The sequence below is a fragment of the Cytobacillus purgationiresistens genome (assembly GCF_030813235.1).
GTDB classification, from domain to species: Bacteria; Bacillota; Bacilli; order Bacillales; family Cytobacillaceae; genus Cytobacillus; species Cytobacillus purgationiresistens.
This window is the reverse complement of record NZ_JAUSUB010000032.1, coordinates 1-18,366: the sequence shown is the minus strand read 5'-3', so window position 1 is coordinate 18,366 and position 18,366 is coordinate 1. Positions and strand designations below refer to the sequence as shown.

Below are 18,366 nucleotides of genomic sequence, written 5' to 3'. Positions count from 1 at the left end.
TAGTAATCTATTAATCCATTAATTGCGGAGTGGCTTTCCTTTTAAAAGCATGTGCTGCATACGTTGCTGAGATTTTGGCTCGGCAATTAGCTTCAAGAAAGCTGCCCGTTCAAGGTCCAGCAAGTATTGCTCATCAACCTCTGTTCCGTATGGTACTTTTCCGCCTGCGATAACGAATGCAAGCTCTTTTGCAATTTTTAAATCATGGTCGGAAATAAAGCCGGAATAGTACATCGATTGTGCACCTAATAATAATGTTGCATATCCTGTTTCACCGACTACAGGATATTTCACTCTAGCTGGAGCTCTATATCCTTTTTCATCTAGAGCTAAAACCGCTTGTTTTGCATCATATATTAAGTGGTCTCCATTTACACTAATACCATCAGCTAACCCAAGGAAGTTATTGTCGCGCGCTTCTGCACCGGAAGTTGATACCTTTGCCATCGCAATCGATTCAAATACTTTGTTTGCAACGTTCTGCAAATCAAAATTAACACCTGATGGAAGCCCTTCTAAATGCTTAAGGTAAAGCGACTTATTACCTGCTCCTCCTGGGATTAAACCAACACCTACTTCAACCAATCCCATATAAGTTTCACTGGAAGCTTGGATATGAGCAGCACTTAAGCACACCTCTGCTCCTCCCCCAAGTGTCATGCCGAACGGAGCGACAACGACAGGTTTTGGACTATATTTAATTTTCATCATCGCATTTTGGAAATGGCGAACAACCATATCAAGTTCATAAATATTGTCATCCTGTGCTTCCATAAGCATCATGCCTAAATTGGCTCCTACACAGAAGTTTTTACCTTGGTTGGAGATGACAAGTCCTTTATAATTCTTTTCCACTTCATCAACAGCAAAGTTGATCATTTGAATGATGTCCAGGCCGATAGCATTGCTCTTAGAATGGAACTCTAGAATGGCAACTCCGTCTCCTAGATCAATTAAGCTTGCACCTGTATTTTTCTTGATTACACCTTTTTGCTGTTTCAGCTGCTTCAAATTTATTACCTTTGGATTTTGTTTAATTAAGTGATAATCTCCATTGCCGTAAAAATGAAGATTTCCCTCTTCTTCTTTATAGAATGATGTTACTCCTTTATCCAGCATGTCTTGCAGCCATGCAGGAATCTCAGCTCCTTCAGCCTTCATCTTTTCAACCGACTTTTCTACACCGATAGCGTCCCAAGTCTCAAATGGACCCATCTGCCATCCGAAGCCCCATTTCATAGCCTTATCAATCGCCACAATGTCGTCTGCAATTTCTCCAAGCAATTCTGCTGAGTAGAGCAATGCCGGACTTAGAACATTCCATAATAACGAGCCTGCCCGGTCATCAACATATACAAGCGCTTTCATTTTGTTAGCTGTACCCTTTTGCTGTTTAGCTAGTTCTACCGCTTGTGTTTTAAGTTTTTTGCGTGGACCATACTCAAATGTTTCAGGATCTAATTCAAGAATTTCTTTTCCTTGTTTGAGGAAGAATCCTTGGCCTGTTTTGCTTCCAAGCCAGCCTTTATCAAGCATTTTCTTGATGAAGCCAGGTACTTCAAATACTGCCTTCTCTTTTCCCTCCACTTGCTCATAAACGTTATTTGCCACATGAGCGAATGTATCCAAGCCGACTACATCCAATGTTCTGAATGTCGCACTTTTTGGCCTGCCAATTAATGGACCAGTGATTGAATCAACCTCTCCAACACTGTAGCCGCCCTTAATCATCTCTTGTGCAGTGACAAGCAACCCATATGTGCCAATGCGGTTTGCAATGAAGTTCGGTGTATCCGCAGCGATAACAACACCTTTGCCTAATACGTCCTCACCGAACTCCTTCATATATGTAAGGACTTCAGGAGCAGTCGCTGATGTTGGTATTACCTCCAAAAGCTTCAAATAGCGTGGCGGGTTGAAAAAGTGTGTTCCAAGGAAATGCTTTCTGAAGTCGTCTGATCTTCCTTCAGCCATTGCCTCTACTGATATACCTGATGTGTTTGAACTAACAATACTGCCTGGACGGCGATATTGATCAACTTTTAAAAATACATCTTTCTTTACATCAAGGTTTTCAACAACTACTTCGATAACCCAATCCACTTCTTTTAAGCGAACCATGTCATCTTCAAAGTTTCCTGCCTCGATTAATGCAATATTCTTTTTAGATGTAAGAGGTGCTGGTTTTTGCTTTAATAATTTTTGCTTGCCTGATTCACTGATTTTATTTCTGATTTGCTTATCTTCAAGGGTCAAACCCTTTGCTTTTTCAGCATCTGTTAATTCACGAGGAACAATATCTAGTAGTAGCGTTGGTATCCCAATATTAGCTAAATGAGCTGCAATGCCTGAGCCCATGACTCCTGACCCAAGGACAGCAGCTTTTTTAATTTGTTGGATCAACTTTATTTCCTCCTTCGATTTTGAATGAATACTCATTCATTTTTATTCCAAAAAAATATTTAGAATGAGTATGAATGTCGTTATATACAATAATAAAATATTTGAAAATTTTAAGCAATCATTTAAGTCGAAAATTTTAAATTTTTTCAATTTTACTTTTCACAGAAAATAACAGTAAAAATAAATGGTTTGGATATCCTATCAATGGAGGTGATTAATAATAATGGCAAAAATGAAAAAGAATCCTTCAAAAGCTGGCGTTAGTGCAGCAAGTGTAAAAGGCAATGCAGGACCAGGGGTTGAAGAAACCAATAACAAAGTGAACAGCCAAAATAATCAATTCAAGAAATAATCTTCACATTTTTCCATTTAATTTTCACACTTTCCGGATTTGCGAAATTATATAACAATAGAAATGGAGGCTCCTTATGGAACAGCAAAATACGAATTTCACAAACCAGCAAGGGATTATGCAACAGCCGCCTGTCATGGTATCTACAAAAGATGCTCTATATTTTAATGATATGCTTTCCTGGAATTTACTTGCTATGAAAAAAGCCCATTTTTATGCAGAGCATTGTCAGGACCCACAATTAAAGGCTGCTTTTGATGCTTGCGGTCAAATGCATCAACGACATTATGAACGTATTCTTTCGCATTTAAATGAACAGAATCCAAAATTCACTGGAATGCAACAATAAATAAGGAGGGGAAATCTCTTGAGCTCAAATCAGAAAAAAGTGCAAAACCCTGAAAAACCAATTGCAAAAACACCGCAAATGAACGATAGGGATCTTACAAATGATTTACTTGCAACGGAAAAGTACATGAGTGATTCCTACTCTATTTACTTAAATGAGGCAAGTAATCAAAACCTTTACGAAGAGTTCTTAACCATATTTACCGAAACAAAAAATGAACAGCGCCAACTCTATAACTTAATGTTTGAAAGAGGCTGGTATTCACTTGATGCAGCTGACCAGCAAAGCTTGCAACAGTCATACCAGAAATTCCAAGGTTATTCGAGTCAATTCCCTTATAGAAATAACGGCGGAATCCAATAACTAAATGAAAGCCGTACCAGTTATTAGGTACGGCTTTCATTTCATTATTTATTCGCTCTATTTTCCTCATTTAATTGTTTAATTTCCATAATAATTTCTTTTATATCTTCTTTTCCATCCGGATACATCTCATTCCAATGCTTCACTAGTTGCGGCATTTGTTTTGCAATAAAAGAATAGGTTACCCACAATTGCACCTTATCCTTTAGCTCCTGATTCGATTCGCCTAATAAAATCTCAGTATATTTTTCAAGCAGACCATCTACTTGCTTAGTTAATTTATTATCCATCGATATACGCCCCCCAATTCTAGTGTTTCTCAATCATTCAATGAGTTCGATTAAATTAAAAACACGCTGTCATTTTCCACTTCCATTCATAACCTTACCAAAGTTGGAAACAATAAGTGAAACATCGAAACATCAGCGGTTAGTACTTGAGGCATTGAATTCCTACTGCCACTGTAACATACGACACAAATACCTGCATTCTAAATTGATGGTGATACTTATGAGCATTTGGGATAAATTCAAAAAAAATAACAATGATTGGCAAACCCTGTTAAAGCAGTCAACCGATTATCAGTCTACTTATTATATCAATACCAAAACAAACAATCGCTTTGACTTTCACTTTTTTTCCACGTTAATCGATGAACAAATTGTCCAGGAAAGTGCATTGCCTGCTTTATTGAATGAGGAATTACACACTTTAGATGATATCAAAAAAATCGTTCCCATCGCTGATGTACAAATATCAAAAGACCCGTCGGATATCGAACAAAAGATTTTTAATGGTTATGTCTTAATTACACTTGACTCAGACAAAAATCGATATGGCTTTATTGCAGCGCAAAAGGAAATTGTTCGTGGACTAAGCCAACCTGAGATAGAATTCTCTGTTATCGGACCGAAAGAAGCATTCGTTGAATCTATCGGGCAAAATCTCAATCTTATTAGAAAAAGACTTCCAATTAAGGAATTAATTTCTGAAGAGTTTACTGTTGGTTCACTTTCAAAAACTCGGGTAGCTGTTTTGCATATTGAAGGAATCACCAACTCGGAAAACGTCGAAACAGTTAAGCAACGCCTTACTAATATCGAGATCGATTCCATTTCTGACAGTTCTTATATCGTTGAACTGCTCAGTGACAATTCTAATTCACTATTTCCACAGCTGCTGGATACAGAAAGACCTGACCGGGTCGCCGCAATCCTTTCTGAAGGGAAAGTAGCAATTGTTGTAGATGGATCTCCGCATGTGTTAATCGCACCGACAACGCTAATTGAATTCTTCAGTGCATTCGAGGATTATTTTTTAAACTGGATTGTCGCTTCATTTTTCCGATTGGTTAGGGTATTTGCTGTTATTTTTTCCATATTAGTCACACCTATTTATGTAGCAGCCCTTACTTATCATTTTGAGCTCATCCCTAGTGACCTTTTAGGGACTTTAGTTACATCCAGGAGAGCTATCCCTTTACCTCCTATTCTTGAAGCTCTATTTCTGGAACTTACTATTGAGCTGTTAAGAGAGGCCGGGGCGCGGCTGCCAACTAAAGTCGGACAAACAATTGGTATCGTTGGCGGTATTGTTATTGGAACGGCATCTGTTGAGGCGGGACTGACTAGTAATGTTCTCCTCATCTTTGTTGCCTTAGGAGCACTTGGCTCCTTTACGACTCCTGTTTATAAAATGAGTAATACCATCAGACTGCTGCGTTTTCCGTTTCTCCTATTTGCTCAGCTATGGGGCGTTTTGGGGATTGTCTTTTGCTTTTGTATTTTAACCGCACATTTGCTGCGTTTAACTTCACTTGGCAGGCCTTTTCTTGCCCCAATATATCCTTTAAGAATCAAAGATATGAAGGATTCTATTATAAGATCACCGCTTCAGGATATGAGCAGCAGACCAACTGTTTTGCGAACTCAGAACCCTAAGCGTTTTAACAAAAAGAAAGCTAAAAAGGTCAATGATATTGATGAGGAATCAGCCAAATAATTACCAGGAGGTGAGAAGAAAATGGAAAGCCATGTAGTCCCAGATAGTGCAAAGATTTCACCTTTTCTCGTCTATTACGTCATTATCTCATTACAAGTGGGCATTGGCGTACTAAGTTATCAGCGTATTCTCGCAAAACAAGCTGGACATGACGGATGGATATCCATTGTGATTATTGGCATCGTTATTCATATTATTATGTGGATGATGTTTAAAATGGCCGAAACTGCTGAGGGGGATATTATCAGTGTTCATCAATACGTAATTGGAAACATGGCTGGAAAAGTGGTCAGTTTTCTTCTTGTTTTTTATTTTATGCTCTATATCATCATCGTCCTGTTAAACTTTATCGAAGTCATTCAAATCTGGATGTTTCCTGACTTAAGCACATTTTGGTTCTCTTTAGCTCTTATGATTCTCAGCACATATCTAGTATTTGGAGGTTTTCGAACAGTTGTTGGTTCAAGCTTCTTTGGATTGGTTTTACCTGCGTATTTAGTTCTGACATTCGTATTTACTTTTAGATACACTGATTTCACTCAGCTCCTTCCTATTGCCGAGCATTCCATAACTGATCTACTTAAAGGCTCTTATTATATGTCACTCACTGTCGTAGGCTTCGAGATTTTGCTATTTGTTTATCCATTTATTAAAGAGCCTAAAAAGTCCAAAAAGTGGGCACACCTTGCTGTATTGACCACAACTGTGTTTTATACTCTATTGGCTCTTATAAGCTTTGCCTACTTTTCTGAAGCCCAGCTGCAGAAAACGATTTGGGGCACCTTATCGATGTGGCAGATTGTGCAGCTTCCTTTTGTTGAAAGGTTTGAATATATCGGTGTAGCCAATTGGATACTCATCCTCCTCCCTAATATTGTCATTTCACTTTGGGTTGCTTCCCGTCTGCTCAAAAGGACTACCAAACTAAGACAACGAAAAGGAACGATACTTATTTCAGTTATTGTTGTAATCGTCGTTAAATTTTTTGATACCGGACAGGAAATCCAAGCGCTAAATGACCTGACTGAAAAAATAATTTTTGGGTTTGCCTTCGTGTATATCCCTCTATTATTTTTTGCAACAATGATTACTAAAAGGGTGAAAAAAAGGTGAAAAAAAGGATTGTAATTTTATTAATTGCTGCCTCCATTTGTTTAACCGGTTGTGTTGAAAAAAAAATCGTAGACGAAATCAATATTGCTATTGCAGCTGGCTTTGACTCAGGTGATGAGAAAGACAAATTTAAAACAACCTTCCTTATGCAAGATTTCATGAAAGATATGTCCGTGCAAAATCGAACAATCACAACAGAAGGTAATCTCCGCCGAGAAGTGCTCTCTGATGCTCACAAACAATCCCCTGCACCTGTTGTTGTAGGCGGAATGCGTTTAACACTTTATGAAAAATCATTAGCAGAGACTGGCCTTGGCGAATACGTAGATACGTATCAGCGAGATGCTTCAATTGGTACAAGAATCTATTTTGCCACAACTGAAGGAAAGACGGAAGATGCACTAAAGGCAGACTATGGACTTCAAGGAAACGGATCCTTTATTTCTGATATGATCGAACATAATATTAGACAAGGTGATGTTCCAAAGACGAACCTTGCCGTTTTTTTACATGATTATTACCAGCAAGGAAAAGATGTCTACTTACCTCATCTTAAAAAAATTGATGATCAGAATATTGATATAGCCGGTTTGATGTTATTTAAAGATGCAAAAGCCTTATTTGTCCTCCCAAGTGAGAAATTGTTCTATTTCAAGCTGCTCGTCGATCAATACAGTAAGGGAGATTTCACAGTCACCTTAGATAATAGCGAGAAGGCTTCTATCCACAGCATTATATCTAAACATAAATTTAAGATTGAGAAAAAGGATCCAACACATTTAACCATTAATATAAAAGTAAAGGGAAATATAAAAGAATACACAGGTCATTCATTGTCGCCAAGTAGGATTAAAGAAATCAGTAAGGAATTAGAAAATAAAGTTGAGAAAGAATGTTACGAACTAGTTGAAAAGTTTAAAGAGGAAAATATAGATCCAGTTGGCTTTGGCGCTTTTTACAAAACGAAAATTCGCCACTTTGATTTTGAAAAATGGAAAGAATCATATGGTGATTTAACTGTTGATGTGAATTGTGATGCAGCCATCCTCGAAACAGGTGCTATTTATTGATTATGTAAAAAAATAGAGGTCTCTGCTTGAAGCTATAGACAAACTCATAGCAATATCAATTGATGGAAAAGAGTGGTATGGGATTTCCGACTCTTTCCGCGAGGCGAGCGACGAGCGGACACATCTCCAAATCCAAGGAAGTTGACTTACTTTAATTTTTCGACAAGCTGAAGCAGTGACCTCTCTTCCAATAGAGGTCACTGCTTTTTTTATAAGATAAGGCTCTTTTCTAAAAGATCGTTGTTTTTCATAGGTTTTGACAAGACAAACCATCGATAAAAATGTTGATTGGAGCGGATGAGCGAGGCCCTTCCGCTTTTCTTGTTAATTTGTATTTGAAAACATATATTTTTTATAATGGTACCGAATAGAAAATATTAAGCCCATTGCAAGCATATTTCCCATTAACGAGCTTCCCCCATAACTGATGAACGGGAGAGGTATCCCGGTTATCGGCAAAACACCAATCGTCATTCCAATATTTTGAAATACGTGAAACGTAATCATACTTATAACACCCACACAAATATATGTATAGAATTGATTTTTCGTATCCATGCCCACTTTTGTCAGGTGGTAGATTAATAAGAAAAAGAGACTGATGACCACACTGGCCCCAATAAAACCGAATTCTTCTCCAATAATACTAAAAATAAAGTCGGTATGACTCTCTGGCAAGTACACCTCTCGCGTACCGTAGCCCTTGCCAGTAGTCTCTCCCGATCCAATCGCAAGCAATGATCTCGTTAACTGAAACCCGGTGGAACTTTGATAATTATAAGGATCAAGCCACGAATAAATTCTTCCTAGTTGATACTGCTTTACACCTAAGTATTTCTCCAGTAATTCCGGATGCCAAATAACGAAATAAAAAATAGTAGAAACAAGCACTGTACCTGTACCTACAATTGGAGCAAGAATCTTCCATGAAATACCAGAAATAAAAATCATTCCAAGCATAATCGAAATAAACACAAGTGCTGTCCCTAAATCTGGCTGCAGCATAATAAGCATAAGCGGGAGTGCTGTAAGAATAAGAATTTTCATCAACAACAGCAAATCAGTCTTTACCGTTTTCAGCAAATGCTTTTGATGATGATCATCTATGGTTTTGGCCAAGATGAGAATTATAAAAACCTTTACAAGTTCTGCTGGCTGGATTTGCCCCATCCCCGGAACTCGTATCCATGCCTTCGCTCCATTGATTACCGGAGCAATACTATCAGGTGCAAGGATAAGGAAACCTAAAAGAAATAATCCAAACCCATAGGCAAACCATGCTATTTTCTTTAATTGATCGGAGTCAAATGTTATCACAGCTCCAATGATACCAATACCCACTACATACCAAACAATTTGCTTAATTAAAAAGTTTTCTCCATATTGACCAGTAGTCTGAGCACTGTAAATTGAAATACAACTGACAATTAACAAAAGAAATAATATTAAAACTAACGTATAATCCAACTTTGGCGGTGTCGTTCTTTTTGAAGTCATTATCCAATCTCCTTATAAAAAGGCACAGTAAACCATTGCTCTATGATTCCTATGCAAAACAAAAAAACCCAAAAAAATCTCTCATCCAAACAATCACTTTATTATATTTAGATTGTGTACAATATTTCATTATATTTTTAATATGAAAAAATCACAACTTCTAACATTAAATTGGATTATTTTTCATTATTTTCTTTATTCTTCTTTCGTTACTTGTTCCTCTTACTAAAGTAGCGGTTTATTATATCATCTCTCATCCACTCAATATTATTTGGGACTTGAGGAATGGCATAACCGATGTATATTGGTGTTGTAACATATCTAGGGACAATTTTCGTATATATTTCCTCTCCCTGTTTGTAAAAGAACAAATTATAGCTATTACAGTTAAAAGGAAAATCATTTAATATATAATATGCTGCTAATTGAACATACTTTGCAAAAGCAGCTACATGATTCATATCCCCTAGCTTCACATTCAATTCATAAAAACCAATTCTTGGAGAAGTTGAAAGCGAGAAAACAGCTCCATCCTTTTCATCAATGACAAGACCTTCAAAATCTCGATCAATTACTTTTTCTTTATAATTAATATCATGCAAACCAACAATTTGCATATGGGGATGCGCAATGCTCCCTCCGGAAAATGGCCCATGGTTTTTAAAGAAAATAACCGATTCAAAATCGCCTGTTTTCTCTATCTCTTGCCATTGTTCCAATCCAAAAGTCATCAACTTGACAAGATGCTCTTCCGAGTAAGAGGATAACTCCGCATCACAATCGTCGGTTTCGATTAACACTGTTTGATAAGCATTTTCTAAGACTGGATACTTATTTTTCAACAATATGATTGAATCTTCTACTGCAAGAATATTGGTTAGTTTTTCTCTATCGCAGAAGGGACATTTTTGCTCTTTGTTTCGAATACTATTCGGTTTTTTTACTCCAATGCCTGTATTAAAAAATAGATGAGTATTTGACATTATTTTCTCTCCCGATTTTTATACTTACATATTATATTATAAAGCTCTTCTGCAAAAGAATGTGATATTTCTTCTTTTTTTAAATAAATGAAAAAAGGCACCTGAAAATATCACAGATGCCTTTTACTTTTTATTCAACTGTCAACTCAACATCTACATGCTCATGCAAGCCTTCATCATTTTCCACATGGACGACAACGATATATTTTCCACTTGCTGTAAAGGTATGGGCAGTCACATATTCGCCAGCTTTAGCTTCTTCCATATCCACCCATGCAATATTATGCTCATCTGAGTCTTGAACTACTTCTAATCTTACATTAGCATCTGCAAGTGCTTTATCCTCTTTCAAGATCTGCACTGTCATTTCTGTTTCCTCTTCAGCTTTGATACCTTCAGACGTTATTAGCTCAATCTTAACATCTTCTGCATGGCTATGGTCAGATCCCTCATCACCATGATCATGCTCTGCTTCAACATGTCCAACTGTTAACTGCTGCTGTGGCATTGTATGCATGCTTCTTGCAGTTACATGTGATTGAATCATGTACACACCGTCTTCAGTGAACGTTTTGGCAGCAACATACTTTCCATCTGATTCATGCTCTGCTTCGATTATTTCACTCTCTTCCTTTTTACCTTCCATCCAAACTTCAAACTTTACTTCATTAGCATCTTCGACTGCCTCGTCACCTTGAGTAACAACTACGGTTAAAGGAACCTCTTCATCCTTTTCAGCTGACTCGGGCACCTCAAGGCTCGCTTCTAGGGCTGCTGGTACTTCACCATTATTTGAATCTGATTCCTCATCAGATTGACTACATCCCGTAATAACAAGCATGCTGATAAATAAAACAAACATCCACTTTTTCAAAAGACTCCCTCTTCCCTTTTTATTATTATCTTAAATGTACCTATAAAATGTGATATAACAATGAAATTTTTTAATAGATTTTACAAAATCTATCGTTATCCCTTCCCATACCATTTTACCTTATCCCGTTCTCATTATCCTTCTTTAACTTCTAGCCGCTTATATTTCTCCATATATATGGATTTGATATTTCATTTTTCTAAGAAGGGCAGAGCTGAGTCATGAGTAAACTTTTACGGACTTCTATTTACTGGGTAGCGTGGGCATTTTTCAGCACGTTATTATTATTTAACCTTTACGGTTTAGCACCTGTAACTATTGCTGCTTTCTTATCAGGTGTCACACTTTCATCTATTCTTTTCATCGAAAGTGAATTAAAATGGTAGGTTTCAGCCTTTTTTTATGGTTTAATGAATGAAAAAAGGAGATGAATCACCTTGAAATTAGCGATCATTACCGGTGCATCGAAGGGGCTTGGTGCTTCCATTGCTGAAAACCTATTAAACAAGGGCATTGGCATTCTAACACTATCCAGAACAGAAAATAAGGAATTGCGCCTGAGGGCTTCTGAAAAAAAAGTGAACTATAGCCATTTCTCTTGTGATCTCACATCTGCTTCAGATCTTGAGCAAACGATGATTACAATGATTGAAGATATTATAACGATTAATCCTGAAGAATTATACGTTTTTAATAATGCTGCTGTCATTTCGCCTATTGGGAATATCGGAACAATTGACCATTCGGAACTTTTAAAACATACGCAAATAAATTTCAACGCCCCTGTAATGATAACTAATATGCTTCTGAAATTAACTCTTACTAACATTCAAATCATCAATATTTCTTCTGGTGCTGGAGAAAGGCCTATTCAAGGATGGAGCATTTATAATAGTACTAAGGCAGCAATTAATATGTTTACTAAAACCGTTGCCTTGGAACAGAAAACTGCTGGTACAAACCATCAAATCATCGCCTTTAATCCAGGCATTATGGATACTGGCATGCAGGAATCCATTCGTTCCTCCTCACAGGAAAATTTCTATGACCTTGCAAAGTTTAAAAATTACAAGCAAACTGGCCTGCTAAAACATCCCGAAACGGTTGCTGCCGCCCTCATTCATCTTTGCTTGAATGAACCGGTTGAAAGTGGCACAGTCTATCAAATAGCTGACTTATTAAAAAAATAAAATCTTTATGTATAATATGAATGATTCATGGTGATACTAATTTTACAAGTGTAAATCCCCCTTTTATTCGCTTCCTTTTGGAAGCATTTTTTTTTGAAAAAAACTACAATTGCTAGATGATATACTTCATAATCCTAGAGTTCTCGGACAAAATAAAATGAGAAATCGAAAGGAGACATCACCATGACCAAAAAAAATAATCACGGCAGTAAAAATCAAAACGCTCCTACAGCAAACCAAACTGATATTGTAAGCGGCGATAATAGTAAAGGCAACAAGCGTAATAAGGATCAGAAGGATAAGACAGAGGGTCAATAACTACAAAAAAACCGGCTTAATAGCCGGTTTCTATTGCAGTTTTATCTTTATTTCTTCTTCTATCCAGGATGGGTAATAGTTTAGTTCTATCGTTAGGGGATTTTTGTATTGAGCTTTATCTATCCCCAATCCGATCAATCCAATCCCTTCTTCATCAGTAGAGGAGATCCCATGAGCAATATGAATTTCCTCTCCGTCCGCATCTATTACAGTACCAAATGGAAAATAACTAAATTCTTTTGTTTTCATCCTAATTGCTATTTCCGATCCCTCTAATTGCGCAAAGGATAAAATACTTCCCTTAGGCTGTTTTACTATCTCTTCTTTATCGGTATCAACAATAACCTGCAATTCATCTTTATCTAAGGCTTGTAGCTTGCTGAATGTTAAATATAGCTCTTTAGGCTCTTTGAAATAATTGCTCTGTAAATAAACCACCCACTCATTGTCGCTTATATGACTTGCAGTCACTCCATTAGTTATTTTCGTCCAGGATTCTCCGTGTTCATCCACCAGTCTTAGATCGTTAAACTCGAAGATTTTCTTGCTGTTTTGCAAATCAAATTTCACCCTCACCGCTGCACGTAAAGGATAAATCTTCATTTCCTCAAAAGTGATTTTTTGCCCTTCTACTGATACTGTTTCGTTTATTTCATAAATCTTATTTGGTTTATAAGATTGTTTTAGTGAAAAGGGTATTTCAAACAAATTCTGACGCTTATTCGCTTTTACGTTCATTTCTATAATAAAATCATTTGATTGCAGGGGTTCTTGAAAAAATAACTCGATAGAAGAAGTATACTTTTTCTTATCTTGATCTAAATTGTTGTCAAAACCTGAAGAACTAATAACCGGATTCGGTCCTGATGCACTTTTCAATTGAATACTTTCCAAGTTAATAAAAGGATGGTTCTCTTCAAAACCGTTATCAGACTCAATGGTATAAAATAGTATCATCCCATACTCATCCGCAATGACCGAATCTATAGTAACCTTCATCCCACCCTTTTCCTCTGACACATTAATCTCCTGTACATATTCATTCTCAACAGCTGCCAACAAACCTTTATCATGTCTTATCATATCCACTATTTTTTCCATGCCTGGAATCACAGCAACGTACTGGGCAAAAGCTGGAGACACCTTAATCCCAGTGACAAACAACAGCACTAATACAGCAACGGCCATTCCTGAAGTAAGCCATTTCTTCAACGAACGTCTATTTTTCTCATCCTTTCCTTTATTAAAACCAGCAAATATCGCTGCATCAATCTTTTCTACTGGATGATGCCTATTTGTATAGTGTTCATTTAATTTGGTTAAGTCCTTCTCTTCTTTTTCAAACATTGGAGATTCCTCCTTCATCAGCGAGTTTGTCTCTTAATGACTTCAATCCTTTATGCAGCCATGTCTTTACTGTGCCTTCTGGACAATCCAATAGAATGGCTATTTCACTGATCTTTAAATCATTGAAGTACTTCATCGTCAAAACCTCTCGTGAACGTTCATCTAAAGATTGCAATGCATCTTCTATCTCCATTAACGTAAGGTTTTCTGAATAACCCTCCAATTGAAGCAGCTGGTCACCCAATACAAATTTATTTCGCTGTTTTAATGTATCATTGCAATAATTAATCATGATTCTAATAATCCAAGTCTTAAAGTACGCTGGCTTTTTTAATTTTTTTATATTTTGATAAGTCCGGTACGTCACTTCTTGAACTGCCTCTAATGCATCATTTTCATTACGCAAATAAGCAAAAGCTGTCTTATATAAATCCAATTTCACTTCATGAATAATTTTCAGAAAGGCAGCATCGTTGCCTGATATCGCCTTTTTCACTAGTTTGATTTTTTCCATCCAATGCCCCCCTTCATGTAAGCTATAATCATTAGACTGTCAGAAGCTGAAAAAGTTTTTAAAAGAAAAAGCTTTTCCATCCGTATTTTTCCATTATAATCAAATAAGGTGACTAGGTCTGCGGTCTTATAGCATATTCATTCTGTAGCTCAATACTTTATTCTTTGGATTTTTTATACAATGAATATAACTTAACAATAGAAAGCAGGTAAATGATGTGAAAAGAATTTTAATCATATTTGTCATAATGATTGGGTTATATATTATTTTTACCAATGCAGCAAGCTGGTTCTCATTTGGCAATAAAGGTTCCAGTGCATCAGGGATCAATCAAGTGGATCAAATTAATATTGATGTCTCCTCAGCTAACACGACAATCATCCCTGAAAAAAGGAATGATATTGAGGCGACCGTAGATGGCAAGGGCAGTGTGAATGTAAAAAAAATCGGGAGTGCAGTCGATGTTGAGTATACACGCAATTGGATGGACGGCTTTTCATTCTTCAACAACACCGCCAAAGTAAAAATTTATATACCTGAGGATTATAATGAAGATTTGTCTATTGATGTAGGTTCAGGAGCGATCACTCTTGCAGGAGCTTCTAAAGAAAATCCCATTAAGCTCAATAAGCTTCAAGTTGATATGAGCTCAGGGGCAGTTAAACTATCTAATATAGAGACTGATTCTTATGATCATGATGGCTCTTCAGGTATACTCACAATAGATCATATGAAAGCAAATAAAAGTGAGATTGAGATCAGTTCCGGAATGGGAAAGATCAAACATTTTACTGGAGGAATGAACGCAGAAATTTCTTCAGGGAAATTAGATATTCAAATAGATAAGCTCAAAGCCGATGTGAATGTAAGTGCTAGCTCCGGTGTTGTGAACCTTGATTTACCTGATGATGCTGACTTTACTCTGAAAGGCAAATATGGGAGCGGCTTTATCACATCTAAATTACCATTAAGCAGTGAGAGCGGGTCAAAAGGTAAATTAGAAGGTACAATGGGAGCAGGAACTTACAATGTCAACGTAACTGTCTCTAGCGGCCTTGCAGATATACGCTAAAAAAAAGCTAACAGCCAAGAGGCTGCTAGCTTTTTATTGTCGACAAAAGTAAAAATAAGCAAACTTCAGTGGATTTGGAGGAGCGTCTGCCTCCTGCGGGAGAAGCAAGATAGGAGAGACCCTGCAAAGCGGCTCGACGCTCGCCCCACTGAAAGCGATCAGTAAGCTTCGGAAATTCCCTACCACTTCTAAATATTTAAATCAGTTTGTCTATATTTTAGTTGATATATTAAAAGATCCCTAATCCAAAAAGGATTAGGGACTTTTTTTACGCGCCTTAGAGGATTCGAACCTCTGACCGACAGCTTAGAAGGCTGTTGCTCTATCCTGCTGAGCTAAAGGCGCAAGTTATGTATGTTAAAAAAAATGGCTCCGCAGGTAGGACTCGAACCTACGACCATTCGGTTAACAGCCGAATGCTCTACCACTGAGCTACTGCGGAATAGTAATGGTGGGCCTAAATGGACTCGAACCATCGACCTCACGCTTATCAGGCGTGCGCTCTAACCAGCTGAGCTATAGGCCCACTATCTGGAGCGGGTGAAGGGAATCGAACCCTCATCATCAGCTTGGAAGGCTGAGGTTTTACCACTAAACTACACCCGCTTTTCTTTAATATCAAGTTTCCCATTTTTACTTCGCTTGAAACGAAGTAAAAATAAATACCGGTGGTCGGGGTCGAACCGACACTCCGTGAGGAACACGATTTTGAGTCGTGCGCGTCTGCCAATTCCGCCACACCGGCATAAAAAAGGCAACACCCGGATTTGAACCGGGGATAAAGGTTTTGCAGACCTCTGCCTTACCACTTGGCTATGCTGCCGCTAACTGGGCTAGCAGGGTTCGAACCTGCGAATGACGGAATCAAAATCCGTTGCCTTACCACTTGGCTATAGCCCATTAAAGCTTAAAATGGGGCGACTGATGGGAATCGAACCCACGAATGCCTGAACCACAATCAGGTGCGTTAACCACTTCGCCACAATCGCCATAATAAAATTGGCAGGGGTAGTAGGAATTGAACCCACATCAAAGGTTTTGGAGACCTTCGTTTTACCATTAAACTATACCCCTAAGAATGGTGGAGGGGGGCAGATTCGAACTGCCGAACCCGAAGGAGCGGATTTACAGTCCGCCGCGTTTAGCCACTTCGCTACCCCTCCATATATAAAAGAAAGTCTGTTTAATTTAAAATGGTGGCTCAGGACGGAATCGAACCGCCGACACAAGGATTTTCAGTCCTTTGCTCTACCGACTGAGCTACTGAGCCACATGCTATAATACATAAGCAAATAAAATGGCGGTCCGGACGGGACTCGAACCCGCGACCTCCTGCGTGACAGGCAGGCATTCTAACCAACTGAACTACCGGACCAAATTGCGGGGGCAGGATTTGAACCTGCGACCTTCGGGTTATGAGCCCGACGAGCTACCGGACTGCTCCACCCCGCGATAATAGTATTTTATGGAGTTTTGTCTATGCTCCATGCATAGCATTACTGTTTCTTCCTCTGCAAGTACCTCAAGGAAGCTTATGCGTCGAAACAACTCGCAGCAAATTTTCTGATGATTCGCTCGTTGCTCCACCCCGCGATAATAGTATTTTATGGAGTTTTGTTTATGCTCCATGCATAGCATTACTGTTTCTTCCTCTGCAAGTACCTCAAGGAAGCTTATGCGTCGAAACAACTCGCAGCAAATTCTCTGATGATTCGCTCGTTGCTCCACCCCGCGATAATAGTATTTTATGGAGTTTTGTCTATGCTCCATGCATAGTTTTAAAAAATGGAGGAGGAAGAGGGATTCGAACCCCCGCGGGCTGTTACACCCCTGTCGGTTTTCAAGACCGATCCCTTCAGCCAGACTTGGGTATTCCTCCAATATAACAATAGCGGCGGAGGGGATCGAACCCCCGACCTCACGGGTATGAACCGTACGCTCTAGCCAGCTGAGCTACACCGCCAAAATTTCTTCATTTATAAAACTTATGGTGGAGCCTAGCGGGATCGAACCGCTGACCTCCTGCGTGCAAAGCAGGCGCTCTCCCAGCTGAGCTAAGGCCCCAATATGGGATAAATGAAATGGTCGGGAAGACAGGATTCGAACCTGCGACCCCTTGGTCCCAAACCAAGTGCTCTACCAAGCTGAGCTACTTCCCGTTATATGGCGCGCCCGAGAGGAGTCGAACCCCTAACCTTTTGATCCGTAGTCAAACGCTCTATCCAATTGAGCTACGGGCGCATAAACTATTGGAGCGGAAGACGGGATTCGAACCCGCGACCCCCACCTTGGCAAGGTGATGTTCTACCACTGAACTACTTCCGCGAAAAAAATATGATGCGGGTGAAGGGAGTCGAACCCCCACGCCTTGCGGCGCTAGATCCTAAGTCTAGTGCGTCTGCCAATTCCGCCACACCCGCAAATATAAATATGGTGAGCCATGAAGGACTCGAACCTTCGACCCTCTGATTAAAAGTCAGATGCTCTACCAACTGAGCTAATGGCTCTAAATAAGTAAGATGGTGCCGGCGAGAGGACTTGAACCCCCAACCTACTGATTACAAGTCAGTTGCTCTACCAATTGAGCTACCCCGGCCTGAAAAACTTAATGAAAAATAAAGATGGTGGAGGATGACGGGATCGAACCGCCGACCCTCTGCTTGTAAGGCAGATGCTCTCCCAGCTGAGCTAATCCTCCACTAATGATGACCCCTACGGGATTCGAACCCGTGTTACCGCCGTGAAAGGGCGGTGTCTTAACCGCTTGACCAAGGGGCCACATTATAAAATATCATGAAAAAATAACCCCAATTTAATGGGGTATATTGCCCGGCAACGTCCTACTCTCACAAGGGGACAGCCCCTAACTACCATCGGCGCTGAGAAGCTTAACTTCCGTGTTCGGTATGGGAACGGGTGT

17 protein-coding genes, 24 tRNA genes and 1 rRNA gene are annotated in these 18,366 nt (G+C 38.8%); 10 read left to right on the top strand and 32 right to left on the bottom strand.

The features are described 5' to 3' along the window. Nucleotides 1-18 precede the first annotated feature (18 nt). Nucleotides 19-2,400, bottom strand: a complete 2,382-nt coding sequence (locus J2S17_RS23850; protein WP_307478691.1) for a 3-hydroxyacyl-CoA dehydrogenase/enoyl-CoA hydratase family protein — start codon at nt 2,398-2,400, stop codon at nt 19-21. Between the two features lie 226 nt (nt 2,401-2,626). Here J2S17_RS23850 and J2S17_RS23845 point away from each other — a divergent pair, with 226 nt between their 5' ends. The 3 genes from J2S17_RS23845 to J2S17_RS23835 all read left to right on the top strand — a co-directional run bounded on the left by J2S17_RS23845 (nt 2,627) and on the right by J2S17_RS23835 (nt 3,467). Beyond that, on the top strand, nt 2,627-2,755 hold the full coding sequence (locus tag J2S17_RS23845; protein ID WP_307478569.1) for a YuzL family protein: 129 nt from the start codon (nt 2,627-2,629) through the stop codon (nt 2,753-2,755). A 76-nt stretch (nt 2,756-2,831) separates the two neighbouring features. Then, nucleotides 2,832-3,104, top strand: a complete 273-nt coding sequence (locus J2S17_RS23840) for a hypothetical protein (RefSeq protein WP_307478567.1) — start codon at nt 2,832-2,834, stop codon at nt 3,102-3,104. Between the two features lie 78 nt (nt 3,105-3,182). Next, complete coding sequence (locus tag J2S17_RS23835; protein WP_307478688.1) at nt 3,183-3,467, top strand: spore coat protein; 285 nt, start codon at nt 3,183-3,185, stop codon at nt 3,465-3,467. Between the two features lie 44 nt (nt 3,468-3,511). On the opposite strand, the gene J2S17_RS23830 is transcribed toward J2S17_RS23835, so the two are convergent. Beyond that, nucleotides 3,512-3,757, bottom strand: coding sequence for a DUF2573 family protein (locus J2S17_RS23830; RefSeq protein ID WP_307478565.1), 246 nt, complete (start codon nt 3,755-3,757; stop codon nt 3,512-3,514). A gap of 220 nt (nt 3,758-3,977) precedes the next feature. Between J2S17_RS23830 and J2S17_RS23825 the strand changes: the two genes are divergently transcribed. From J2S17_RS23825 to J2S17_RS23815, 3 genes are read left to right on the top strand one after another with little or no spacing between them, the layout of a single operon-like run. Continuing rightward, the gene (locus J2S17_RS23825; RefSeq protein WP_307478562.1) at nt 3,978-5,468 is read left to right on the top strand and encodes a spore germination protein; all 1,491 of its coding nucleotides are present in this window, start codon (nt 3,978-3,980) and stop codon (nt 5,466-5,468) included. Between the two features lie 21 nt (nt 5,469-5,489). Then, nucleotides 5,490-6,581 carry a GerAB/ArcD/ProY family transporter gene (locus J2S17_RS23820; protein ID WP_307478559.1) on the top strand — a complete coding sequence of 364 codons (1,092 nt, stop codon included), beginning with the start codon at nt 5,490-5,492 and terminating at the stop codon, nt 6,579-6,581. Next, complete coding sequence (locus tag J2S17_RS23815; RefSeq protein ID WP_307478557.1) at nt 6,578-7,651, top strand: Ger(x)C family spore germination protein; 1,074 nt, start codon at nt 6,578-6,580, stop codon at nt 7,649-7,651. Before J2S17_RS23820 ends, J2S17_RS23815 begins: the two co-directional genes overlap by 4 nt. A 324-nt stretch (nt 7,652-7,975) precedes the next feature. On the opposite strand, the gene rodA is transcribed toward J2S17_RS23815, so the two are convergent. From rodA to J2S17_RS23800, 3 genes are all read right to left on the bottom strand, one after another. Then, the gene (gene rodA, locus J2S17_RS23810; RefSeq protein WP_307478555.1) at nt 7,976-9,148 is read right to left on the bottom strand and encodes a rod shape-determining protein RodA; all 1,173 of its coding nucleotides are present in this window, start codon (nt 9,146-9,148) and stop codon (nt 7,976-7,978) included. Nucleotides 9,149-9,357: 209 nt separating this feature from the next. Then, entirely contained in the window at nt 9,358-10,131 is a 774-nt protein-coding gene (locus tag J2S17_RS23805; RefSeq protein WP_307478553.1) for a DUF4931 domain-containing protein, read from the bottom strand. Nucleotides 10,132-10,261: 130 nt separating this feature from the next. After that, nucleotides 10,262-11,005 (bottom strand): FixH family protein, encoded by a 744-nt coding sequence (locus J2S17_RS23800; protein WP_307478551.1) that lies wholly within the window; start codon nt 11,003-11,005, stop codon nt 10,262-10,264. 221 nt (nt 11,006-11,226) lie between these two features. On the opposite strand from J2S17_RS23800, the gene J2S17_RS23795 reads away from it, so the two are divergent. The 3 genes from J2S17_RS23795 to J2S17_RS23785 all read left to right on the top strand — a co-directional run bounded on the left by J2S17_RS23795 (nt 11,227) and on the right by J2S17_RS23785 (nt 12,513). Beyond that, a complete protein-coding gene (locus tag J2S17_RS23795; RefSeq protein ID WP_307478549.1) occupies nt 11,227-11,391 on the top strand; it encodes a hypothetical protein in 165 nt (54 codons plus the stop codon). A 51-nt stretch (nt 11,392-11,442) separates the two neighbouring features. Beyond that, the gene (locus J2S17_RS23790) at nt 11,443-12,195 is read left to right on the top strand and encodes an SDR family NAD(P)-dependent oxidoreductase (RefSeq protein ID WP_307478548.1); all 753 of its coding nucleotides are present in this window, start codon (nt 11,443-11,445) and stop codon (nt 12,193-12,195) included. 183 nt (nt 12,196-12,378) lie between these two features. Next, on the top strand, nt 12,379-12,513 hold the full coding sequence (locus J2S17_RS23785) for a hypothetical protein (RefSeq protein WP_307478546.1): 135 nt from the start codon (nt 12,379-12,381) through the stop codon (nt 12,511-12,513). A 30-nt stretch (nt 12,514-12,543) separates the two neighbouring features. Here J2S17_RS23785 and J2S17_RS23780 read toward each other — a convergent pair whose 3' ends face one another. Both J2S17_RS23780 and J2S17_RS23775 read right to left on the bottom strand, forming a co-directional pair. Further along, complete coding sequence (locus J2S17_RS23780; RefSeq protein ID WP_307478544.1) at nt 12,544-13,860, bottom strand: DUF4179 domain-containing protein; 1,317 nt, start codon at nt 13,858-13,860, stop codon at nt 12,544-12,546. Continuing rightward, nucleotides 13,853-14,374 carry a sigma-70 family RNA polymerase sigma factor gene (locus J2S17_RS23775; protein WP_307478543.1) on the bottom strand — a complete coding sequence of 174 codons (522 nt, stop codon included), beginning with the start codon at nt 14,372-14,374 and terminating at the stop codon, nt 13,853-13,855. The genes J2S17_RS23780 and J2S17_RS23775 overlap by 8 nt, the downstream gene beginning before the upstream one ends. Nucleotides 14,375-14,591: 217 nt before the next feature. Between J2S17_RS23775 and J2S17_RS23770 the strand changes: the two genes are divergently transcribed. Next, nucleotides 14,592-15,446, top strand: a complete 855-nt coding sequence (locus J2S17_RS23770; protein WP_307478542.1) for a DUF4097 family beta strand repeat-containing protein — start codon at nt 14,592-14,594, stop codon at nt 15,444-15,446. Between the two features lie 271 nt (nt 15,447-15,717). On the opposite strand, the gene J2S17_RS23765 is transcribed toward J2S17_RS23770, so the two are convergent. The 25 genes from J2S17_RS23765 to rrf form a co-directional block, all read right to left on the bottom strand. Continuing rightward, nucleotides 15,718-15,791: transfer RNA gene (locus J2S17_RS23765), tRNA-Arg, on the bottom strand. 22 nt (nt 15,792-15,813) lie between these two features. After that, a tRNA-Asn gene (locus J2S17_RS23760) sits at nt 15,814-15,888 on the bottom strand. 7 nt (nt 15,889-15,895) lie between these two features. After that, nucleotides 15,896-15,972: transfer RNA gene (locus tag J2S17_RS23755), tRNA-Ile, on the bottom strand. 6 nt (nt 15,973-15,978) lie between these two features. Then, nucleotides 15,979-16,052 (bottom strand) — tRNA-Gly (locus J2S17_RS23750). 57 nt (nt 16,053-16,109) lie between these two features. Beyond that, nucleotides 16,110-16,191 (bottom strand) — tRNA-Leu (locus tag J2S17_RS23745). Nucleotides 16,192-16,198: 7 nt separating this feature from the next. Next, nucleotides 16,199-16,269 (bottom strand) — tRNA-Cys (locus tag J2S17_RS23740). Between the two features lie 5 nt (nt 16,270-16,274). Next, nucleotides 16,275-16,346, bottom strand: a tRNA-Gln gene (locus tag J2S17_RS23735). A 13-nt stretch (nt 16,347-16,359) separates the two neighbouring features. Then, nucleotides 16,360-16,435 (bottom strand) — tRNA-His (locus J2S17_RS23730). 11 nt (nt 16,436-16,446) lie between these two features. Beyond that, a tRNA-Trp gene (locus tag J2S17_RS23725) sits at nt 16,447-16,520 on the bottom strand. A gap of 5 nt (nt 16,521-16,525) precedes the next feature. Beyond that, a tRNA-Tyr gene (locus J2S17_RS23720) sits at nt 16,526-16,609 on the bottom strand. A gap of 31 nt (nt 16,610-16,640) precedes the next feature. Then, a tRNA-Phe gene (locus J2S17_RS23715) sits at nt 16,641-16,716 on the bottom strand. Nucleotides 16,717-16,744: 28 nt separating this feature from the next. After that, a tRNA-Asp gene (locus J2S17_RS23710) sits at nt 16,745-16,821 on the bottom strand. 3 nt (nt 16,822-16,824) lie between these two features. Beyond that, a tRNA-Met gene (locus J2S17_RS23705) sits at nt 16,825-16,898 on the bottom strand. Nucleotides 16,899-17,232: 334 nt separating this feature from the next. Beyond that, nucleotides 17,233-17,325, bottom strand: a tRNA-Ser gene (locus tag J2S17_RS23700). Between the two features lie 10 nt (nt 17,326-17,335). Beyond that, nucleotides 17,336-17,409: transfer RNA gene (locus J2S17_RS23695), tRNA-Met, on the bottom strand. Nucleotides 17,410-17,434: 25 nt separating this feature from the next. Beyond that, nucleotides 17,435-17,510, bottom strand: a tRNA-Ala gene (locus J2S17_RS23690). A gap of 18 nt (nt 17,511-17,528) precedes the next feature. Further along, nucleotides 17,529-17,605: transfer RNA gene (locus J2S17_RS23685), tRNA-Pro, on the bottom strand. A gap of 5 nt (nt 17,606-17,610) precedes the next feature. After that, nucleotides 17,611-17,687 (bottom strand) — tRNA-Arg (locus J2S17_RS23680). A 9-nt stretch (nt 17,688-17,696) separates the two neighbouring features. Next, a tRNA-Gly gene (locus J2S17_RS23675) sits at nt 17,697-17,771 on the bottom strand. Nucleotides 17,772-17,784: 13 nt separating this feature from the next. Continuing rightward, nucleotides 17,785-17,866: transfer RNA gene (locus J2S17_RS23670), tRNA-Leu, on the bottom strand. Nucleotides 17,867-17,877: 11 nt separating this feature from the next. Further along, nucleotides 17,878-17,953, bottom strand: a tRNA-Lys gene (locus J2S17_RS23665). Nucleotides 17,954-17,966: 13 nt separating this feature from the next. Further along, nucleotides 17,967-18,042, bottom strand: a tRNA-Thr gene (locus J2S17_RS23660). Between the two features lie 26 nt (nt 18,043-18,068). Beyond that, nucleotides 18,069-18,144 (bottom strand) — tRNA-Val (locus J2S17_RS23655). A gap of 8 nt (nt 18,145-18,152) precedes the next feature. Then, nucleotides 18,153-18,224: transfer RNA gene (locus J2S17_RS23650), tRNA-Glu, on the bottom strand. Nucleotides 18,225-18,273: 49 nt separating this feature from the next. Further along, a 5S ribosomal RNA gene (gene rrf, locus J2S17_RS23645) occupies nt 18,274-18,366 on the bottom strand; the annotation flags it as partial.